Below are 15,557 nucleotides of genomic sequence, written 5' to 3'. Positions count from 1 at the left end.
GTTCCGCCGCGGCCCCGCCTCGTGCGGGGCCGTGGCGTCACGTCCGCCCGGCTACAGCTTCGTACGGGCGGCGGGCGGGTCCACCGGCACCCGACGCGGCCGGTCCGACCCGGGCCACACATACGGCAGATCGTCCGGCACCTCCGGGAAGTGCACCCGGTAGAACTCCGGGTCCTTGTGCACCAGCGCCGCCTGATGACTCCGATGGAACGCCGCGTCCCCCAACCACGGCGGCAACTCCCCCGCCCGCTCCAACTCCACCTGCGTACGCGGCGCCCCGATCCCCGTCCCCGCGGCGAGATCCTGCACCATCGTCGCCGCACAACTGTCCGCATGCCCCAACCCGACCCACACCGCGCACACATCCAGCCCGTACCGGACCAACGCCTCCTCGTACCCCGCCCACATCGCCGCCGCCGGATGATGCCGCCACCCGTACCCCGGCACCGTCAACGCCCGCACCACCTGAATCCCCTCCACCCGCTGCTTCCCCAGCCGCTTCACATCCAGCACGCGAGCGGTCGCGGTGAAATCGGGGTAGGGCAGGAACGTCTGCACCCCCAGCACCTACCCGTTCTCCGTACGCTCACTCGCACCATGGCCCGCCGCTCCGCTGCGACATCGACGGCACCTTCGTCCCCTCCGGCCGCTCGTGATCATCGGTGGGGCCGCCACCCGGTTGTATAGCCCTCTCGCGCATTCGAAGTCGCTCCGCTTCCATGCTGGTGGCGCCGCCCCGGGGCACAGCAGCCGATCAGCTCGCCGCCAAGCGCTGCCCCGCCAGCTGATTGAGCGACACGTTCATCTCGGCCGCCTCCCGCACCAGCCGAGCGTGCAACTCCGCCGAGACGCGCACCATGAACTTCCCGCTGTACTTCCGCTCCGCCAACGGCTGGGGGACCGGTTCACCGCTCTCCGCGAGGTCCGCGACCGTATCGAGCACCAGATCGCGGATACCTACGATCGCCTCCTCCTGCGTGGCGGCGAGCCATGAGAGCGAGGGCAGCTCCGCACACAGGCCGACGAACTCGGCGTCCTCGGCAGACCACAGCACACGGTACGCGTAGTGGGTGTGGTCGGGCAGCTCAGCCATGTCGGTCCCGTCTTCCAATCCAGCCGCAATGGTCGGTGGTATCGCGCGCGATACTAGCGAGCGGGTGGGGATATTCCATGGTGCCGCAGCGCCACGTCCGGATGCGCCCGAGTCCGCGACTTCCACGCATTCGCCCCGTACGTGTCGAAGATCGGATTCTCCGGGTCGGCTTCTACTCCGCGGGAGTGCGCGGCGAGCTCGGGCGGGAGCGTGATCACCGGGATGCGGGCGTCGAGGGCGGGGTTGAGGAAGTAGGGGATGGAGATGCGGTCGGTGCCGGGCGCGGGGGCGAGCACGCGGTGGCGGGTGGCGCGGAGATAACCGCCGGTGGCGACTTCGAGCAGTTCGCCGATATTGACGATGAAGGCGCCGGGTAGCGGCTCGGCGTCGATCCAGCCCCCGTCCTCGCCCTCGACCTGCAGCCCGCGCGACCCCGGCTCGACGAGCAGGAGCGTGAGCACACCGGAGTCCTTGTGCGCGCCGACCCCCTGGGCGGTGTCCGCACTGCCGGGGTAGCGAACCACCTTGATCAACGTGGCGGGATCACGGGCGAACGCGGCATCGAAGTGCGATTCGGCGGCACCGAGCGACACCGACCAGTGCCGCAGCAACCGCAGCCCGACCTCGGCGAGCAGCGCGTCCCACCGCTCGAAGGCAGGCCGGAAGCCGGGCAGCGCGGACGGCCACAGATTCGGCCCCTGCAACCGCAGATACCCCTCGGCACCGGGGATCACCGCCCGCTCGGGACCGATATCGACCTGCTCCCGCCAGTCCACCGCACCATTGGTGAGCTCACCCCCGAGCCGCGAGTACCCGCGGAACTGCGGACTCTCCAACTGACTGATCTTGTCCTTCGCCGCAGCGGGCAGCGCGAAGAACTCCCGGGCCAGCGCCAGAATCCCGCTGATCTCGCGCTCCGGCACCCCGTGCCCGACCAGGTAGAAGAACCCGGCGGAGTGCGCGGCCTCACGCAGGGCGGGCCGCAGCGTGTCCGGGTCGGCGGCGAGATCCAGCACGGGAAGCATCACTCCACGGTGCCAACGACCCGCGCCGAAGACCAACCCCTCGGCTCGACTCGAGCGAAATCAGGCCGGGCTGAGCAGCACGACCGGAATCCGCCGCTGCGTCCAGGACTGGTAGGTGTCGAAGTCCGCGTACGCCTCGACCAATCGCGGCCACAGCCGCTCCCGCTCCGCGTCGTCGGCGGCCCGCGCCACCACGGCCTTGCGCTCCGCGCCGATCTGCACGTGCGCCTCCGGGTGCGCGAGCAGGTTCAGGTACCACTGCGGGTGATCCGCCTTGCCGCCCTGCGACCCGACCACCACGATGTCGGCACCGTCGGTGATGTAGAGCAGCGGCGCGGTGAAGGTCTTGCCCGACTTCCGCCCGCGGTGCTCGAGCAGCAGCGTCGGCACCGGCTTGCGGAAACCGGCCCCGACCCGCCAGGTGCCGCCGACCTTGCCGTTGGTGCGGCGGTAGATCCAGGTGTTGGCCCGCGATCCGTACTTCATGATCTTCGCGACCAGGGCGGAGTCGAGCTGGCGGGGCTTGTCCATGAACGTCCTTCTCAGCGCAGGATGAGCTTGGCGGAGCGCTCGATGCGCTCGGCGATCTCGGAATACGATTCGTACCCCATCCCGGCGCGGACCAGGGCACCGGCGTAGAGCAGCTCCAGCGACTCCACGATCTCGGAGTCCGCGTTCGGGCCGAGCGCGCCGGTGAGCCGGTTGCGGATCTCGACCCCGATGCGCAGCCGCAGGTGCTGCACATCCGGGTCGCGCCCCAGCAGCGCGCTGGTGACCGCGCCGGAGAATTCCGGCTCGTCCGCGACCAGCAGCGCGATATTGCGGAGTTCCGCGAGCACCCGCACCTCGGGGTCCGGGTCGTCGCTCACCGGCGAGGGCGAGGTGCGCAGGCGGCGCCAGAATATCTCCGCGACCAGGTGCTCCTTGGAGGAGAAATAGGTGTAGGCGGTGGCCGTCCCCACCCCGGCGCCTGCCGCTACCATACGGATGGTCATCCCGGCGAAACCCTCGCGCGCGAGTACCGTCATGGCCGATGTCGTGAGCTTCTCGACCGTTTCGGCTTGCTTCCCGGTGAGGCGCCTGCGGGTCGCTTCGAGGATTTTGGAATCGCCATCGGACATGTGTCTGGATGATACTCTGAACACCGGGTGGGATCAACTCGCCCGAACGGCGTCACCGCAGGTCAACGAGTGGAGAGACAGGTCACAATGGCACCGGTCAACACCCTGGGAGTAGCAACGACCGAGGAGTTGTTCGCTTTCGCCGAGAAGGTTCCCGGCTTTCTTCCGGAAGACGAGGGGCAGGCGCTCTTCGCCGCCGCGAAACAATTCGCCGCGGGTGCCGTGATGGTGGAGATCGGAACCTATTGCGGAAAGTCCGCAATTCTGCTCGGTGCCGCCGCGCGGGAAATCGACGCGGTGCTCTACACCATCGATCACCACCAGGGTTCCGAGGAGCACCAGCCCGGCTGGGAATATCATGACAGCTCGCTGGTCGACCCCGAGACCGGCCGATTCGACACATTGCCGACCTTCCGCCGGGCCGTGGTGAAGGCCGGCCTCACCGACCGGGTCCTCGCCATCGTCGGCGATTCACCCACCGTCGCCGCCACCTGGCGCACCCCCATCGCCTTCCTCTTCATCGACGGGGGCCACTCCACCGAGGCGGCGCACCGTGACTACGAAGGCTGGGCGCCGTGGGTCGCCGAGGGCGGGGTGCTTGCCATCCACGATGTCTTCCCCGACCCGGCCGACGGCGGGCGGCCGCCGTACGAGATCTACTGCCGGGCGCTGGAGAGCGGGGAGTTCCGGGAGGTCGCGCACACCGGTTCGCTGCGCATCCTGCAGCGGATAGCGCCTACCGCGCGCTGACCGGGGCGTAGTCGGGCAGCTCGACGCCGTTGATCGCGCGGTCGATCAGGTCGAAATCGAAGTCCGGTTGCGGCGGGGGCGGGACGTCCTTGCTGCGCGCGTGCAGTCGGCCCATTCCCTGATTGGCCTCGACGAACGGCCGCATCCGCTGCTCGTAGGCTGCGAACCCGGCATCCGGGTCCCAGTCGGCTGCGGCCAGCTCGCCTGCGAGTAGGTACGCGCCGACCAGGGCCAGTCCGGTGCCCTGCCCGGAGAGCGGCGACGAGCTGAACGCCGCATCCCCGAGCAGCCCGACCCGCCCGCTCGACCAGCGCTCCATCTTCACCTGGGCGACCTGGTCCAGGTAGAAGTCCGGCGCGTCGTCGAGGTGCGCGAGGATTCGCTGCGTCTCCCAGCCGAACCCGGCCATCCGCCCCCGCAGCAGCCGCTTCTGCGCCTCGATATCGCGGTGGTCGACCTCGAGACCGGGCGCGGCGAAGGCGAAGATCGCCATGGCCTGGGTGGCGTCGCGGATGGGCCGCAGCCCGGCTGAGCGCCCCGGCTCCTGGTGGTCCAGCAGCCAGCGGTCCAGCCCGAACTCGTTGGGCACGGTGTAGAAGGCGAGCATGTGCCCGAGGCGGTGGACGAAGGGCTCGTGCGGGCCGAAGACCAGGGCGCGCAGCGACGAGTGCAGCCCGTCCGCGCCGATCACCAGCTCGAAGCGGCGCCTCTCGCCGCTCGCGAAAGTCACATCGACCCCATCGGGGTCCTGGGTGAGTTCCGCGATCCGATCGTCGAAGCGGTACTCGACATCGGCGCGGGTGGCGTCGTAGAGCACCCGGGCGAGGTCCCCGCGCAGGATCTCGATCTCCGAGATGTACCCGTCCTCGGCACTGAAGGTCTCCAGGACGTTCCCGTCCGCGTCCACGGTGTGCGCACCCGCCGTCTCGGTCCGCGCCGCCCGCACCGCCGCGTCCAGCCCCATCCGCCGGATGACCTCCTTCGTCACCCCGCGCGCATCGACCGCCTGCCCACCGGGCCGCAGCTCGGGCGCCCGCTCCACCACGGTGACCTCGGCACCCCACCGGTGCAGCCACAGCGCCAATGCAGGCCCCGCGATACTCGCTCCCGCGATCAAGACCCTGGTCATCCCCGTACCTCCTACGCTGTGCGGCTGGTTTCGGGGATATCGACGGCCGACGCGCGCCGAATTCATCGGCCGGTGCTTCTCGACTTCACCCACACGGCGTTTCGAGAGCGCCGAGGAACAGTTCGACCGCCTTCATGAGGTCCGGCGGGACACCGCGGCGATGAGTCGCCGTTCGGGGGTCATGATCGTGCGCAGGACGGGATCGGTGATGAGCACGGTCGGCACGATCCGCAGCGGTGACTCCGGGCGCCAGGCAGGCAGGGCGCGACGCAGGACATTCCAGGCGTCGTCGGCGAATCCGAGTTCGACGAGTTCTCTCGCGACCGCACAGACCCGGTCGAACGGTGCGGGATCGGGCAGCGGCTCGATGACGAGACTCGCGGCGAATCTCTCCCAGGCGGCGTCGTACCGCTCACCATTACCGGCGGGTCGCCCGGGTATGGCAGCGTTTCTGGAGAGTGTGCGCGCGAAGGAGACGGTGGGACGGGTCGTCCCGGGCAGTGCGACGGCCAGATACATCGGGATGAGGTCACCCCGCAGATGGGCGTCGTCGATGGCCGACATGATGTGCTTGTTGGCGAGCACGTCGTTGCGCAGCAGGGACTCGTGCCAGGTGTCGGGCACGGTGAACAACCGCAGTTGCGCGCGCAGGTAGCCGGCCACCGCGGAGCCGGCATCGAAGGCTCGGGACAGCATTTCGTCCGCCGCGGCCACATCGCCGACCGCGGCCCGGTGGCGCCCCTCGGTGAGTAGGTCGTCGGCGTTTGCGAGGCGAGCAGGACGACCCTCCTGGGCGCGAAAATCCGTGAGCATTCGGCGCTCCGCGGCCAGCAGGGCAGCGAAGCTGTCGTAGCGTTCCGGCAGCTCGCCGTCGGCGGGATGCCAGGTATAGGCCGCCCATTCCCCGTCGACCGCGTCGTCGGAATCGAGGAACCAGTAATCGCCGTCCTCGCCGCCACCGATCCGCAACGCGCGCACCAGCAGAGCGGCCAATTCCTCGTGGTCCCCGAATGCTTCGACCAGCTCGGGTTCGGCCTCCCGCAGCGGGCACAGCTCCGCCGCGGGCAGGACGCGTTCCCCCAGTGGTCCGGCTTCGAGCAGGCCATCGCTGGCCAGGTAGAAGGAACGCAACGTCGGGGGCAGCTCTGTGCCGAGGCGGGCTTCGAGTTGTTCGAGGGTGGTGGTGTCGGCCGGAGGCCGGGTGAGACCGGTCGGCGTGAGTGTTACGCCGTCGAGGGCGTCCTCGTCCGCGGTCCGCAGCCACTGTTCGCTGTAGGTGTCGACCCAACGCCGCCATTGGCGTGCGGTCTTCGGGAGTGGAGTGGCAGCCGTGCGGTTTGTCACCGGAGCCGGAGGCGCCACCCTGGTCCGCTCCAACACGAGGAATCCACGCAGGGTGACCGGAGGCCTGCCCGGGCGGCGATACCAGCCGAGCAGCGACGGCGGCGGCTCGGGGCCCTCGGCGGTGCGCAGCCGGAGACCGCCCAATTGCAGGTGCGGTGATCCGGCGTTGCCGAGGATCCGCAGCCGGAGCTGTCGGCAGGCGCCCGGGTGCTGGACCGTGAACGCTCGCGAGGTCAGCCGACCGGTGAACCGCTCGCCGTGGCGTCGATCGAGTACCAGCCACTCGTGGCCGCAGAAGCCGAGCAGTTCCCAGTCCCGTGGATCGCGGTCCGGCGCGTCGTCGGCGCTGTCGAGTTCGTAGCCGACGATCGTGCGCTCGGCGTTCATGGTCAGCACCAGTTCGGCACGGGGTACCGGCGCGAACCATTTCGTGGCGGCCGAGCCGTCGAGCAGATTGCTCGCGATCTCGATCCCGTCCGGATGCTCGGCCTCGGCCTGGATGTCCACCACGGTCGCGGTATGACCGTCCTGGAGGGTGGGCTCGAAGACGATGTGCCCACTGTGTCCGTCGTGGGTGCGCCACGACAGCCCAACGGGCAGGCGGCCCGTTGTCCCCCGCCAATACAGAGCCAGCGGATTCTGCGGGTGCTGGGGCACCCCGTGTGTGTCGTCGCCCTCGAACAGCAGATAGACCGCCGGGTCCGGGTCGGGTTCGGATGTCTCCGATAACGGTTCACCGCTCAGTTCCCACCTCTGCCCGTCGGGAGCTCGGTGTACGCCCACCAGATCGGGCAGTGTCAGCGATGTTTCGTTGCCGTTGCCGGTGCGCCAATGGATTTCCGACAACTCGGCAACGACACCGCCACGCTCGAGCCGCACCGCCAGATCTCCCGCAACGTACCAGCCTTCGCTGGATTTCTGCGGACGCCGGAACAACCGATACCGCGGGACAACGGAACTCATTCGCACTTCCTATCGCCGACCTTCGCGCGAACCTCGTCGCGCGACCCACTGACTACCTTGCGCGGTCTCTGCTCGAAACCGAGTCTTGCCCGTCTGCACACCGCTATCTACTGGAGAGGGTGATCGCCGCATGTTCGAGGTCGAGCGGTAACGCGAACTGTCGGGTGCCGCTGAATTTCAGCCCTCCCCGCACGCGAATCTCATCTCCAGGACTATTTTCTCGCCTCGCGTCACCTCGTCGCGCTGAGCATCGGATAGCCCATCGATTCCGCGTAGTGCTGCTCCGCCCGCAACCTTATCGACGCTGACGAAACAGCCGTCAGGGTAATCTCCATGTACGAGCCACGTCATGCCGCGAGCCGGGTTGGACTTGTTCTTTTCGGTGAAGACTGCTCCAGGTGCGCTGATGTGCGCCTGGGGACGATCGATGACGGGACCGAGGAAGACCTTTGTCACCTGGAAGCTTCCGAGGTTCGCCTTGGTCAGGGATATCTCGTCGAAGCCGGACACGTCGGTTGCGGTGGCATGTCGCATCTCGGCGGGCGGGTCCACCCTGATGCGAATCTGGTTCCAGGCGATGAGACCGCCCCCGATCAACGGGGAGATTCCGACCAGAACGAGAAATCCGATCAGTACGTACCGCAGTGTATTTCGCGCCCCGGCAGCTATCGGCATGTGTAGGCTCCGTCTATGATTTCGGAAGCTTCCGCGTAAGAAGTGTCGTTCATAGTGAGGTACTGTTTTACCTGCGGTCCGAGGTCGCCTCGTTCGAAATAATCCCGCATGCTCAACTCGGAATTATAGCCTGCGGCCATGAACTCGTTCATGCTGTACTTCTCGGGAAGTTCGCTCGGAGCCAGAGGACTGTACTGATCCTGAATTCTTTTCAATGTGTAGGTTGCCGACATGATCGCGAATGAATCATCGTACTGTACGCGCTCCCACGCTCTTTGATGTTGGTCAAGCCGAGAGAGACATGCCCATATCGGTTGGGCTGGTGGCCTCGCGGATCGGATTGAGGATCTCCCGGATCGCATCCCAGTACCCGCTCCCGATCTGCTCGAGCTGGGTATCTGCCCGGTCCCCGCCCTCGTTGAACACGACGGCGAGCACTTGTTTGGGGTCGACTCCGGCTTCGTTGCCGTAGCGAACAGCGTCGTCGATCCATCCGCGCACAATGTCGTTGGCTCCGTGGTAGTCGCGCAGGCCCTCTCGTGCGGGTGGAGAAGGCGCGGACGACCTATCGGCATCCTGATGCCGACGACACGGTTGTGAGTATCGACGTGGTGAACAGAGTCGGCCTGAACGTCCGGTTCGACCGAACCCTCCGGTTCTCATCGCTAGAACCCGCCCCGCGAGGGCTGGGGCGTTTGCGCTCGGTGGCCGAATGCCGCGCGATCTGCCGTGGCGTGCCACCTCGCCGGGCCGGAGTGGATGCCATTTCCGGGCGTATCGCCGCCGGTCGTGGCTGGTACCGTTGGTTCGGTGAGCGCTACCGGGGGGACGCTGTCCGTCGACACCTCTGCTGTTCGAGTCCTGTCATGAGTGAGCGGTTCTCGGTGAATCTGGAGGAGATCGACAATATCGTCAGCCGGATCTCCGGGCTGGCGAGCTTCGTCGCCGATCACCTCGACGAGGTCGATGCCAAGGTCGCCGGTTTGGTCGGCACCGGCTGGGAAGGCGTGGCCGCACAGGCATACTCCACGGCGCACCGGGAGTGGCTGACCGGTGCCCGGGAGTTCACCGAGGGCCTGCGCACGATGAGCGACGCCGCGAAGAAGGCGCACGGCCGCTACAGCGCGGCGGCCGAGGTCAACAGGCAGATGATCCAAGGCGGGTAGCGATGACCTGGATCATCGACACCGGCATGTACCTCGACGCGTCGCAGAAGTGCCGGCAACTCGCCTCCGACATCAACCTCGCGCTGGCACCGCTGCACCGCACGCTGGTGAGCGACTGCGCGGGTATGGCAGGCGACCACGAGAAATCCGCGGCCTGGACCGCCGGCTACGATCAGCACGCCCGTGACATCGTCACCCTGAGCGCGGCTCTGTGCAACGCGCTGCAGCGCTTCGGCGATTTCCTGGCCGCCGCCGGATACAACTGGTGGCACTCCGACAGCACCCACGCCACCGGCGCCGCGCCCCCGCGCCCGACCACCTCCGAACCGTTCTACGACTCCGGGATGCAGCTGCCTGCCAGCGCCAGAGGCGACAATGGCGCCGGGATCGACACCTCGATCACCGGTCTCATGGAACAGGTCGGCCGTATCCCGAACGGGGATGTCACCAAACTCGGAATCGCGAAGGACGCGTGGAAAGCGTTCGCGGACAACAGCTCGATCACCGGCGCCGCCGATCGCATCGACGGTGTCACCGCTAAATTCACCGGCGGCTCCGACCCGCTCGTGGTCGACATCGAAGAGAAGCTGACGACGCTGCGGAACGCAGCACAGCTGGTGGCCGAGGCCGCTGCCGGACTGGCCGTCCCGGTCGCCGACCACCACGAGGCACTCGGCACGATGCGCGAGGAGATCAATGCCGCGGTGGCGTCGGCTGCTGGGGAGATCGCCGCGGCGATCGTCATCACCGCGGCCGTTGTCGGCGTCGTGGCGTTCCTGTCCGCGGGGACAGCGGCCGTGCCCGCTGCCGCGGGCGGCGTCGCGGTCACCGCGGAGATCGTCGCCTCCACCGCCACCATCATCCGTACCACCGTCTCGGTCAGCCGCCTGCTCGTCCTGTTCGGCGCGGTGACCGCCGTGGGCAGCGCGGCCGGGGTCTTCACCGCGATTCCGGACCTCACCCAGCACGGGATCAACTCAGCACTAGCGGCCATCGCTGCCATGACGATCAAGACCGTAGATGGCGAGGACGGATCGAACTCGGCGGCCAATGCGAGCAACACGCCCGGCACCACCGAGTATCAGAAGCGTGTCGAGGAGTTGGCTGCCGATCCCGCCAAGAACGGTAAGGTGAACGGTCAGTCGAGAAGGGAAGCCGAGGTCGGGCTCAGGCATGAGAACACCGGAGTCGTCGGCCCACTGGAGCGGGCACCCTTGGGGCCGAATCGCGAGGATCAGGGAGAATTCGTCGATACCCGCTCAGGCCAGTACTGGGATGTGAAGAGTTCTCCTGACACGATCCCCGACTATCGTGAGAAGGGTGTCCCAGGAACTCCAATCCCTGCCCAGAGTGATGAGAAATTCGTTGAGATGATCGAGGAATCTCTTATTGACGGACAGAATGTCATGATCGATGAAAGTGGAATGACGGCCGAGCGCAAAGCGCATCTTCAAGAGTTGGTTGAAAATCACCCCGAGTGGCGTGGAAAGGTGCTTTGGTAGGTATGGACGCAGCTGGTGGACATACGCCATTCGACGTGGTTCGCTGGCCGGACGATCCGGCCGCGCACCGCGCCCTCGACGACTATATCCGGCATGTTTCCGCCGACCCGGATGCGGAGCGGACTGCTGAACTCCTCTTGTCGGGGCGTGGACTGAATTTCACAGGTGCAGATTTGTCTGGTCTGGATCTGCTCGGTGCGGAGTTGAGCGAGGCCGACCTGACCGACGTCCGGCTGGTTGGCGTGGATCTGTACCTTGCGTGGCTCGGCTCGGCGGAGTTGTCGGGAGCCGACCTGAGCGACGCCGATCTGCGAAAGGTTCGAGCGCCCCGCTGCCGGGCGCGTCACGTCTCGTTCCGCGGCTCTGACCTGCAGAAGGCTGACTTTTCCGATGCGGATCTCGTCGGTGCTGATTTCAGCGGTGCTCGTCTGCAGCGGGTTTCATTCTCCGGCGCGGATCTCCGGCGAGCTGTGTTCCACGAATCCTGCTTCCGGACGACAAGGTTGTCGAACGCCCGGTTGGCGGGCTGCGACGTCAGCGGAGCAACCGGGTTGGTACTCGGGCCGATCGACATCGGTCTCAACGCACCGCATCTGCTGGATGGGGCCGAACTCGCGGACTGGTTCAGCTCCCACGGCGCCCCGCAGGTCGACGTGCATATCGGAGTGACGTAGAGGATCTTCCCCGCCTATGGAAATTCTAGGCTTCCACGTCTTCTGTCCTCGGCGAATCATCAGCATGCGGATGCTCCGGAGAGCGGCGTAGTACCGGCGGTCACCGCTGTCCGCCTGGCAAAGAACGCTCCGATGCCATCGTGCCCCCTTGCCCGCATCTACCCGTTGAGCGCAGGAGGGGGTGGCCCACCGGAGCGATTGGTGATGTGTTGTCGGGCGGTGCCTGTGTCACCTGGAGGTGACGGGTACCGCGTCCGGCAGCAGATCGCGGAAGATGCCGTTGGCGGGGGTCGCTCGAGAAAGCGCATCAGCCGCGAGCACGACAGCGGCGCCGGTCCAGGTGGTGCGCTCCTCGGGCCAGCGCTTCCCGTCGGCGAAGACCAGCCCGGTCCAGTAGGACCCGTCCTGCTCGCGCAGGTGTTGCATGGCGGCGAAGAGCGAACCGGCGCGCGCGTGCTCGCCCATGGCGTCGAGGGCGAGGACGAGTTCGCAGGTCTCGGCGCCGGTGACCCAGGGGCGGTCGGAGACGCAGCGGATGCCGATATTGCCGACCACGAAGCGGGACCAGGAGGCGTCGATCCGCGCGTGCGCGGCTGGGCCGCGCAGGGCGCCGCCGAGGATGGGGTAGTACCAGTCCATGGAGTAGCGGTCCTTGGGCGTGCACGCCTCGGGATCGTCACGCAGGGCGGCACCGAGCCGGTGCCTGGCTGCGGCCCAGGCAGGCTGCGGGTCGCCGAGCCGCTCGGCGAGCGCGAGCCCGCAGCCGAGGCTCTGGTACATGCTGGAGTTGCCGGTGACGAGGGCTTCGTCGGTCCCGAGGGTCCACGGGATCACCCCGCGCGGCAGCTGCAGCCCGACGACGAAGTCGAGCCCGGCGCGCACGCTCGGCCACAGCTCGCGGGCGAACTCCAGATCGCCGCTGCGGAGCAGGTGGTGCCAGACGCCGACGGCCAGGTAGGCGCAGAAGTTCACGTCGATATCGGCGGACTCCACGACCCCGGAGCGGAACTGCCGCGGCCAGGAACCGTCCGCGTTCTGCGTGGACGCCGCCCAGCGATACGCGGCCACCGCCTCGTCGTAGAGCCCGGCCACGGACAGCGCCATGGCCGACTCCACGTGATCCCACGGATCGGTGTGCCCGCCGGTGAACCACGGGATCGCCCCCGTCGACTCCTGCGCGGTGGCGATGGACTCCGCGGTTCGAAGGCACTGCCGCCTGCTGAACACCCCCGCGACGGAGGGAAGTTCAGAGGGCGGCACGCTGCACCGCCGGCTTGACGAAGTACAGGGCCACGCTCTTGCCGATCAGCGGGTCCAGCAGCCGCTCGGCGGTGCGGGTCAGCTTCGGGGCCTGCATCATGTCCCAGACCAGCAGCTTGTGATAGGCGCGAGCCAGCGGGTGCTTGTCGTTGCGCACCCCGACCGCGCACTTGATCCACCAGTACGGCGAGTGCAGCGCGTGCACGTGCGTGTCGCGGACGAACCGCATGCCCAGCTTCGCCACCTTCTCGCGCAGCTCGCTGGCTTTGTAGATGCGGACGTGCCCACCTTCGTTGGCGTGGTACTCGTCGGAGAGCGCCCAGCAGATCCGCTCCGGCAGCCAGCGCGGAACGGTGACCACCAGCTGCCCGCCTGGGCGGAGCACGCGGACCAGCTCGGCGATGGCGGCCTCGTCGGCGGGGACGTGCTCCAGGATCTCCGAGGCGATCACCACGTCGAAGGTGTCGTCGCCGTAGGGGAGGGCCAGTGCGTCGCCCTGGACGGTCTTGGCGGAGGCGCCGGGGGGTGCCTCGCCCGCGGCGGCCATGGCGCCGAACATGGTCTCGACATTGTCGAGCTCGGGGGCGTCCTGGTCGAAGGCGATCACCTCGGCGCCGCGGCGGTAGGCCTCGAAGGAGTGCCTGCCCGCGCCGCAGCCGACGTCGATGACCCGCACTCCCGGCCCGATTCCCACCCGGTCGAAATCAACGGTCAGCACGCGCGCCCTCCTCCTTCTCCGACCCGGCGCGCCGCTCGATCGCGCGCCGGTACACCTCCACCGTCTGGGCCGCCACCGACTCCCAGCTGAACACCGAGACCGCGCGCTCCCGGCAGGCGAGCTGCATGCGGGCGCGGCGGGCGGGGTCGTCGAGCAGCCCGCCGATCACGGTCGCCAGCGCGGCGTCGTCACCGGGGGTGGTGAGCTCGGCGCAGACGCCGGGCTCGCCGACCACCTCGGGCAGCGCGCCCGCCCGGCTCACCACCAGCGGGGTCCCGCTGGCCATGGCCTCGACGGCGGGTAGCGAGAACCCCTCGTACAGCGACGGGATGGCGGCGACCTCGGCGGAGGCGAGCAGCTCGGCCAGCTCCAGGTCGGAGACGCCGGAGTGCACGGTGACGATATCGGTGAGACCCAGCTCGGCGATCAGCTTCTCGGTCGGCCCGTTCGGCTCCAGCTTGGCCACCAGGTGCAGCTCGATCGAGCGCAGCGAGCGCATCCTGGCGCAGGCGCGGAGCAGGTGCGCGACGCCCTTGAGCGGCTTGTCCGCGCTGGCCACCGCGACGATCCGGCCCGGCACCCGCGGCGCGGGGCGCGGGGCGAAGAGCTCGGTGTCGACGCCGAGCGGCACCACGTGCAGCTGCGCGGGGTCGACGCCGAAGTCGGTGGCGATATCGGTCGCCGAGGTGGAGGAGACGGTGACCAGCTCCGGGATCCGGCGCGCCACCCGCTCCTGCATGCCGAGGAAGCCGTACCAGCGGCGCACCAGCGGCTTGCGCCACCACCTGGCGGCGGCCAGGTCGACCGCGCGGTCCCTGGTGATCGGGTGGTGCACGGTGGCGACCACCGGCAGGTGCTTCGCGATGTCGAGCAGCCCGGTGCCGAGGCACTGGTTGTCGTGCACCACGTCGAAGTCGGCGACCCGCTCGCGCAGCAGCCGGGCTGCGCGCAGGCTGAAGGTACGCGGCTCGGGGAAGCCCGCGGTCCACATGGTGGCAACCTCGAGCACGTCGAGCCGGTCCCTGATCTCGCGCGGGTGCGGGGTGCGGAACGGGTCATCGTCGCGGTAGAGGTCGAGGCTGGGGACCTCGGTGAGCCGGACCCGCGGGTCCAGCTCCTCCGGGTACGGCTGCCCGGAGAAGACCTCGACCTCGTGGCCCAGCTCGACCAGCCCGGAGCTGAGCAGCCGGACGTAGACGCCCTGCCCGCCGCAGTGCGTCTTGCTGCGGTAGGAGAGCAGGGCGATCCGCATCAGCGCCCCGCTTCGACGGCGGCGGGCAGCGCGGCGAGCTTGCCCGCGAGTCGCTCCAGGTAGGCCCTGACCTCGGGTTCGGGTTTGTCCGGGAGCCCGTAGAGCACGTCGGTGACGCCTGCGGCGGCCCAGTCGGTGAGCCGGTCGGCGTCCGGCTTGAAGTCCAGCGCGACGACCCGCGGCTTGCCCTCCCGGCCCGCCTCGTCCCAGATCCGGTGCAGCAGCGCCAGCCGGTCGGTCACGTCGGTCTCGCCGGGCGTCGTGATCCAGCCGTCCGCGGACTTGGCGATCCAGCCGAAGGTCTTCTCGGTGCCCGCCGCGCCGATCAGCACCGGCACCTCACGGGCCGGCTTGGGGTAGGCCCAGCTGGGGCCGAAGCTGACGTAGTCGCCCTGGTAGGAGGCCTCCTCCTGGGTCCACAGCGCCCGCATGGCCTCTAGGTACTCGCGGAGCACCGTGCGCCGCTTGCCCGGCGGGACGCCGTGGTCGCTCAGCTCGTCGGTGTTCCAGCCGAAGCCCGCGCCGAGCACCACCCGGCCACCGGAGAGGTGGTCCAGGGTGGCGATGGTCTTGGCGAGGGTGATCGGGTCGTGCTCGACCGGCAGCGCGACCGCGGTAGCCAGCTCGATCCGCGAGGTCACCGCGGCGGCGGTGCCGAGCGCGACCCACGGGTCGAGGGTGCGCATGTAGCGGTCGTCCGGCAGTGACGCGTCACCGGTCTGCGGATGGGCGGCCTCGCGCTTCACCGGGATGTGGGTGTGCTCGGGCACGTAGAAGGAGTGGAAGCCGGTCTCCTCGGCGGCCTTGGCCGCCGCCGCGGGGGTGATACCGCGGTCACTGGTGAACAGCACGATGCCGAAACGCATTGCCTGCCTCGTCTTTCGC

At 68.4% G+C, this 15,557-nt stretch carries 17 protein-coding genes; 4 read left to right on the top strand and 13 right to left on the bottom strand.

Annotated features, from left to right (window positions below):
• Positions 1 to 51: 51 nt before the first annotated feature.
• From ACFUUZ_RS02245 to ACFUUZ_RS02225, 5 genes are all read right to left on the bottom strand, one after another.
• Entirely contained in the window at positions 52 to 558 is a 507-nt protein-coding gene (locus tag ACFUUZ_RS02245) for an MSMEG_6728 family protein (protein ID WP_378691609.1), read from the bottom strand.
• 196 nt (positions 559 to 754) lie between these two features.
• On the bottom strand, positions 755 to 1,093 hold the full coding sequence (locus ACFUUZ_RS02240; protein ID WP_378691606.1) for a type II toxin-antitoxin system HicB family antitoxin: 339 nt from the start codon (positions 1,091 to 1,093) through the stop codon (positions 755 to 757).
• Positions 1,094 to 1,146: 53 nt separating this feature from the next.
• Positions 1,147 to 2,118, bottom strand: a complete 972-nt coding sequence (locus ACFUUZ_RS02235; protein ID WP_378691603.1) for an isopenicillin N synthase family dioxygenase — start codon at positions 2,116 to 2,118, stop codon at positions 1,147 to 1,149.
• Positions 2,119 to 2,178: 60 nt separating this feature from the next.
• Complete coding sequence (locus ACFUUZ_RS02230) at positions 2,179 to 2,649, bottom strand: nitroreductase family deazaflavin-dependent oxidoreductase (RefSeq protein ID WP_378691600.1); 471 nt, start codon at positions 2,647 to 2,649, stop codon at positions 2,179 to 2,181.
• An 11-nt stretch (positions 2,650 to 2,660) separates the two neighbouring features.
• Positions 2,661 to 3,239 carry a TetR/AcrR family transcriptional regulator gene (locus ACFUUZ_RS02225; RefSeq protein ID WP_378691598.1) on the bottom strand — a complete coding sequence of 193 codons (579 nt, stop codon included), beginning with the start codon at positions 3,237 to 3,239 and terminating at the stop codon, positions 2,661 to 2,663.
• 87 nt (positions 3,240 to 3,326) lie between these two features.
• Here ACFUUZ_RS02225 and ACFUUZ_RS02220 point away from each other — a divergent pair, with 87 nt between their 5' ends.
• On the top strand, positions 3,327 to 3,989 hold the full coding sequence (locus tag ACFUUZ_RS02220) for a class I SAM-dependent methyltransferase (RefSeq protein ID WP_378691595.1): 663 nt from the start codon (positions 3,327 to 3,329) through the stop codon (positions 3,987 to 3,989).
• On the opposite strand, the gene ACFUUZ_RS02215 is transcribed toward ACFUUZ_RS02220, so the two are convergent.
• The 4 genes from ACFUUZ_RS02215 to ACFUUZ_RS02200 all read right to left on the bottom strand — a co-directional run bounded on the left by ACFUUZ_RS02215 (position 3,976) and on the right by ACFUUZ_RS02200 (position 8,601).
• Positions 3,976 to 5,118: an FAD-dependent monooxygenase gene (locus ACFUUZ_RS02215; protein ID WP_378691592.1), complete on the bottom strand. Its 1,143-nt coding sequence runs from the start codon at positions 5,116 to 5,118 to the stop codon at positions 3,976 to 3,978. The genes ACFUUZ_RS02220 and ACFUUZ_RS02215 overlap by 14 nt on opposite strands.
• Positions 5,119 to 5,250: 132 nt before the next feature.
• Positions 5,251 to 7,425, bottom strand: a complete 2,175-nt coding sequence (locus ACFUUZ_RS02210) for an SMI1/KNR4 family protein (protein WP_378691589.1) — start codon at positions 7,423 to 7,425, stop codon at positions 5,251 to 5,253.
• A gap of 177 nt (positions 7,426 to 7,602) precedes the next feature.
• The gene (locus ACFUUZ_RS02205; RefSeq protein WP_378691586.1) at positions 7,603 to 8,100 is read right to left on the bottom strand and encodes a hypothetical protein; all 498 of its coding nucleotides are present in this window, start codon (positions 8,098 to 8,100) and stop codon (positions 7,603 to 7,605) included.
• Positions 8,101 to 8,385: 285 nt separating this feature from the next.
• Positions 8,386 to 8,601 (bottom strand): hypothetical protein, encoded by a 216-nt coding sequence (locus ACFUUZ_RS02200; RefSeq protein WP_378691583.1) that lies wholly within the window; start codon positions 8,599 to 8,601, stop codon positions 8,386 to 8,388.
• Positions 8,602 to 8,966: 365 nt separating this feature from the next.
• Here ACFUUZ_RS02200 and ACFUUZ_RS02195 point away from each other — a divergent pair, with 365 nt between their 5' ends.
• From ACFUUZ_RS02195 to ACFUUZ_RS02185, 3 genes are read left to right on the top strand one after another with little or no spacing between them, the layout of a single operon-like run.
• Entirely contained in the window at positions 8,967 to 9,266 is a 300-nt protein-coding gene (locus ACFUUZ_RS02195) for a WXG100 family type VII secretion target (RefSeq protein WP_378691581.1), read from the top strand.
• A gap of 2 nt (positions 9,267 to 9,268) precedes the next feature.
• Entirely contained in the window at positions 9,269 to 10,768 is a 1,500-nt protein-coding gene (locus ACFUUZ_RS02190) for a hypothetical protein (protein WP_378691578.1), read from the top strand.
• 2 nt (positions 10,769 to 10,770) lie between these two features.
• Entirely contained in the window at positions 10,771 to 11,442 is a 672-nt protein-coding gene (locus tag ACFUUZ_RS02185) for a pentapeptide repeat-containing protein (protein ID WP_378691575.1), read from the top strand.
• A gap of 228 nt (positions 11,443 to 11,670) precedes the next feature.
• On the opposite strand, the gene ACFUUZ_RS02180 is transcribed toward ACFUUZ_RS02185, so the two are convergent.
• Genes ACFUUZ_RS02180 through ACFUUZ_RS02165 form a run of 4 tightly spaced genes read right to left on the bottom strand, consistent with a single transcriptional unit; the run spans position 11,671 to position 15,538 of the window.
• Entirely contained in the window at positions 11,671 to 12,702 is a 1,032-nt protein-coding gene (locus ACFUUZ_RS02180) for a prenyltransferase (protein WP_378691572.1), read from the bottom strand.
• Positions 12,689 to 13,420 (bottom strand): class I SAM-dependent methyltransferase, encoded by a 732-nt coding sequence (locus ACFUUZ_RS02175; protein WP_378691569.1) that lies wholly within the window; start codon positions 13,418 to 13,420, stop codon positions 12,689 to 12,691. The genes ACFUUZ_RS02180 and ACFUUZ_RS02175 overlap by 14 nt, the downstream gene beginning before the upstream one ends.
• Positions 13,407 to 14,672, bottom strand: coding sequence for a glycosyltransferase family 4 protein (locus ACFUUZ_RS02170; RefSeq protein ID WP_378691566.1), 1,266 nt, complete (start codon positions 14,670 to 14,672; stop codon positions 13,407 to 13,409). The genes ACFUUZ_RS02175 and ACFUUZ_RS02170 overlap by 14 nt, the downstream gene beginning before the upstream one ends.
• Positions 14,672 to 15,538 (bottom strand): LLM class F420-dependent oxidoreductase, encoded by an 867-nt coding sequence (locus ACFUUZ_RS02165; protein ID WP_378691563.1) that lies wholly within the window; start codon positions 15,536 to 15,538, stop codon positions 14,672 to 14,674. The genes ACFUUZ_RS02170 and ACFUUZ_RS02165 overlap by 1 nt, the downstream gene beginning before the upstream one ends.
• Positions 15,539 to 15,557 lie beyond the last annotated feature (19 nt).

The sequence above is a fragment of the Nocardia sp. NPDC057353 genome, from assembly GCF_042667085.1.
Classification (GTDB): Bacteria; Actinomycetota; Actinomycetes; order Mycobacteriales; family Mycobacteriaceae; genus Nocardia.
The sequence above is the reverse complement of the archived record's forward strand: the minus strand, read 5'-3'. Positions and strand labels throughout refer to the sequence as shown.

Excerpts from the sequence above, each read along its gene's own strand:
- ACFUUZ_RS02240 (WP_378691606.1), bottom strand. The coding sequence starts at position 1,093 with ATGGCTGAGCTGCCCGACCACACCCACTACGCGTACCGTGTGCTGTGG.
- ACFUUZ_RS02235 (WP_378691603.1), bottom strand. The coding sequence starts at position 2,118 with ATGCTTCCCGTGCTGGATCTCGCCGCCGACCCGGACACGCTGCGGCCC.
- ACFUUZ_RS02230 (WP_378691600.1), bottom strand. The coding sequence starts at position 2,649 with ATGGACAAGCCCCGCCAGCTCGACTCCGCCCTGGTCGCGAAGATCATG.
- ACFUUZ_RS02225 (WP_378691598.1), bottom strand. The coding sequence starts at position 3,239 with ATGTCCGATGGCGATTCCAAAATCCTCGAAGCGACCCGCAGGCGCCTC.
- ACFUUZ_RS02220 (WP_378691595.1), top strand. The coding sequence starts at position 3,327 with ATGGCACCGGTCAACACCCTGGGAGTAGCAACGACCGAGGAGTTGTTC.
- ACFUUZ_RS02215 (WP_378691592.1), bottom strand. The coding sequence starts at position 5,118 with ATGACCAGGGTCTTGATCGCGGGAGCGAGTATCGCGGGGCCTGCATTG.
- ACFUUZ_RS02210 (WP_378691589.1), bottom strand. The coding sequence starts at position 7,425 with ATGAGTTCCGTTGTCCCGCGGTATCGGTTGTTCCGGCGTCCGCAGAAA.
- ACFUUZ_RS02205 (WP_378691586.1), bottom strand. The coding sequence starts at position 8,100 with ATGCCGATAGCTGCCGGGGCGCGAAATACACTGCGGTACGTACTGATC.
- ACFUUZ_RS02195 (WP_378691581.1), top strand. The coding sequence starts at position 8,967 with ATGAGTGAGCGGTTCTCGGTGAATCTGGAGGAGATCGACAATATCGTC.
- ACFUUZ_RS02190 (WP_378691578.1), top strand. The coding sequence starts at position 9,269 with ATGACCTGGATCATCGACACCGGCATGTACCTCGACGCGTCGCAGAAG.
- ACFUUZ_RS02185 (WP_378691575.1), top strand. The coding sequence starts at position 10,771 with ATGGACGCAGCTGGTGGACATACGCCATTCGACGTGGTTCGCTGGCCG.
- ACFUUZ_RS02170 (WP_378691566.1), bottom strand. The coding sequence starts at position 14,672 with ATGCGGATCGCCCTGCTCTCCTACCGCAGCAAGACGCACTGCGGCGGG.
- ACFUUZ_RS02165 (WP_378691563.1), bottom strand. The coding sequence starts at position 15,538 with ATGCGTTTCGGCATCGTGCTGTTCACCAGTGACCGCGGTATCACCCCC.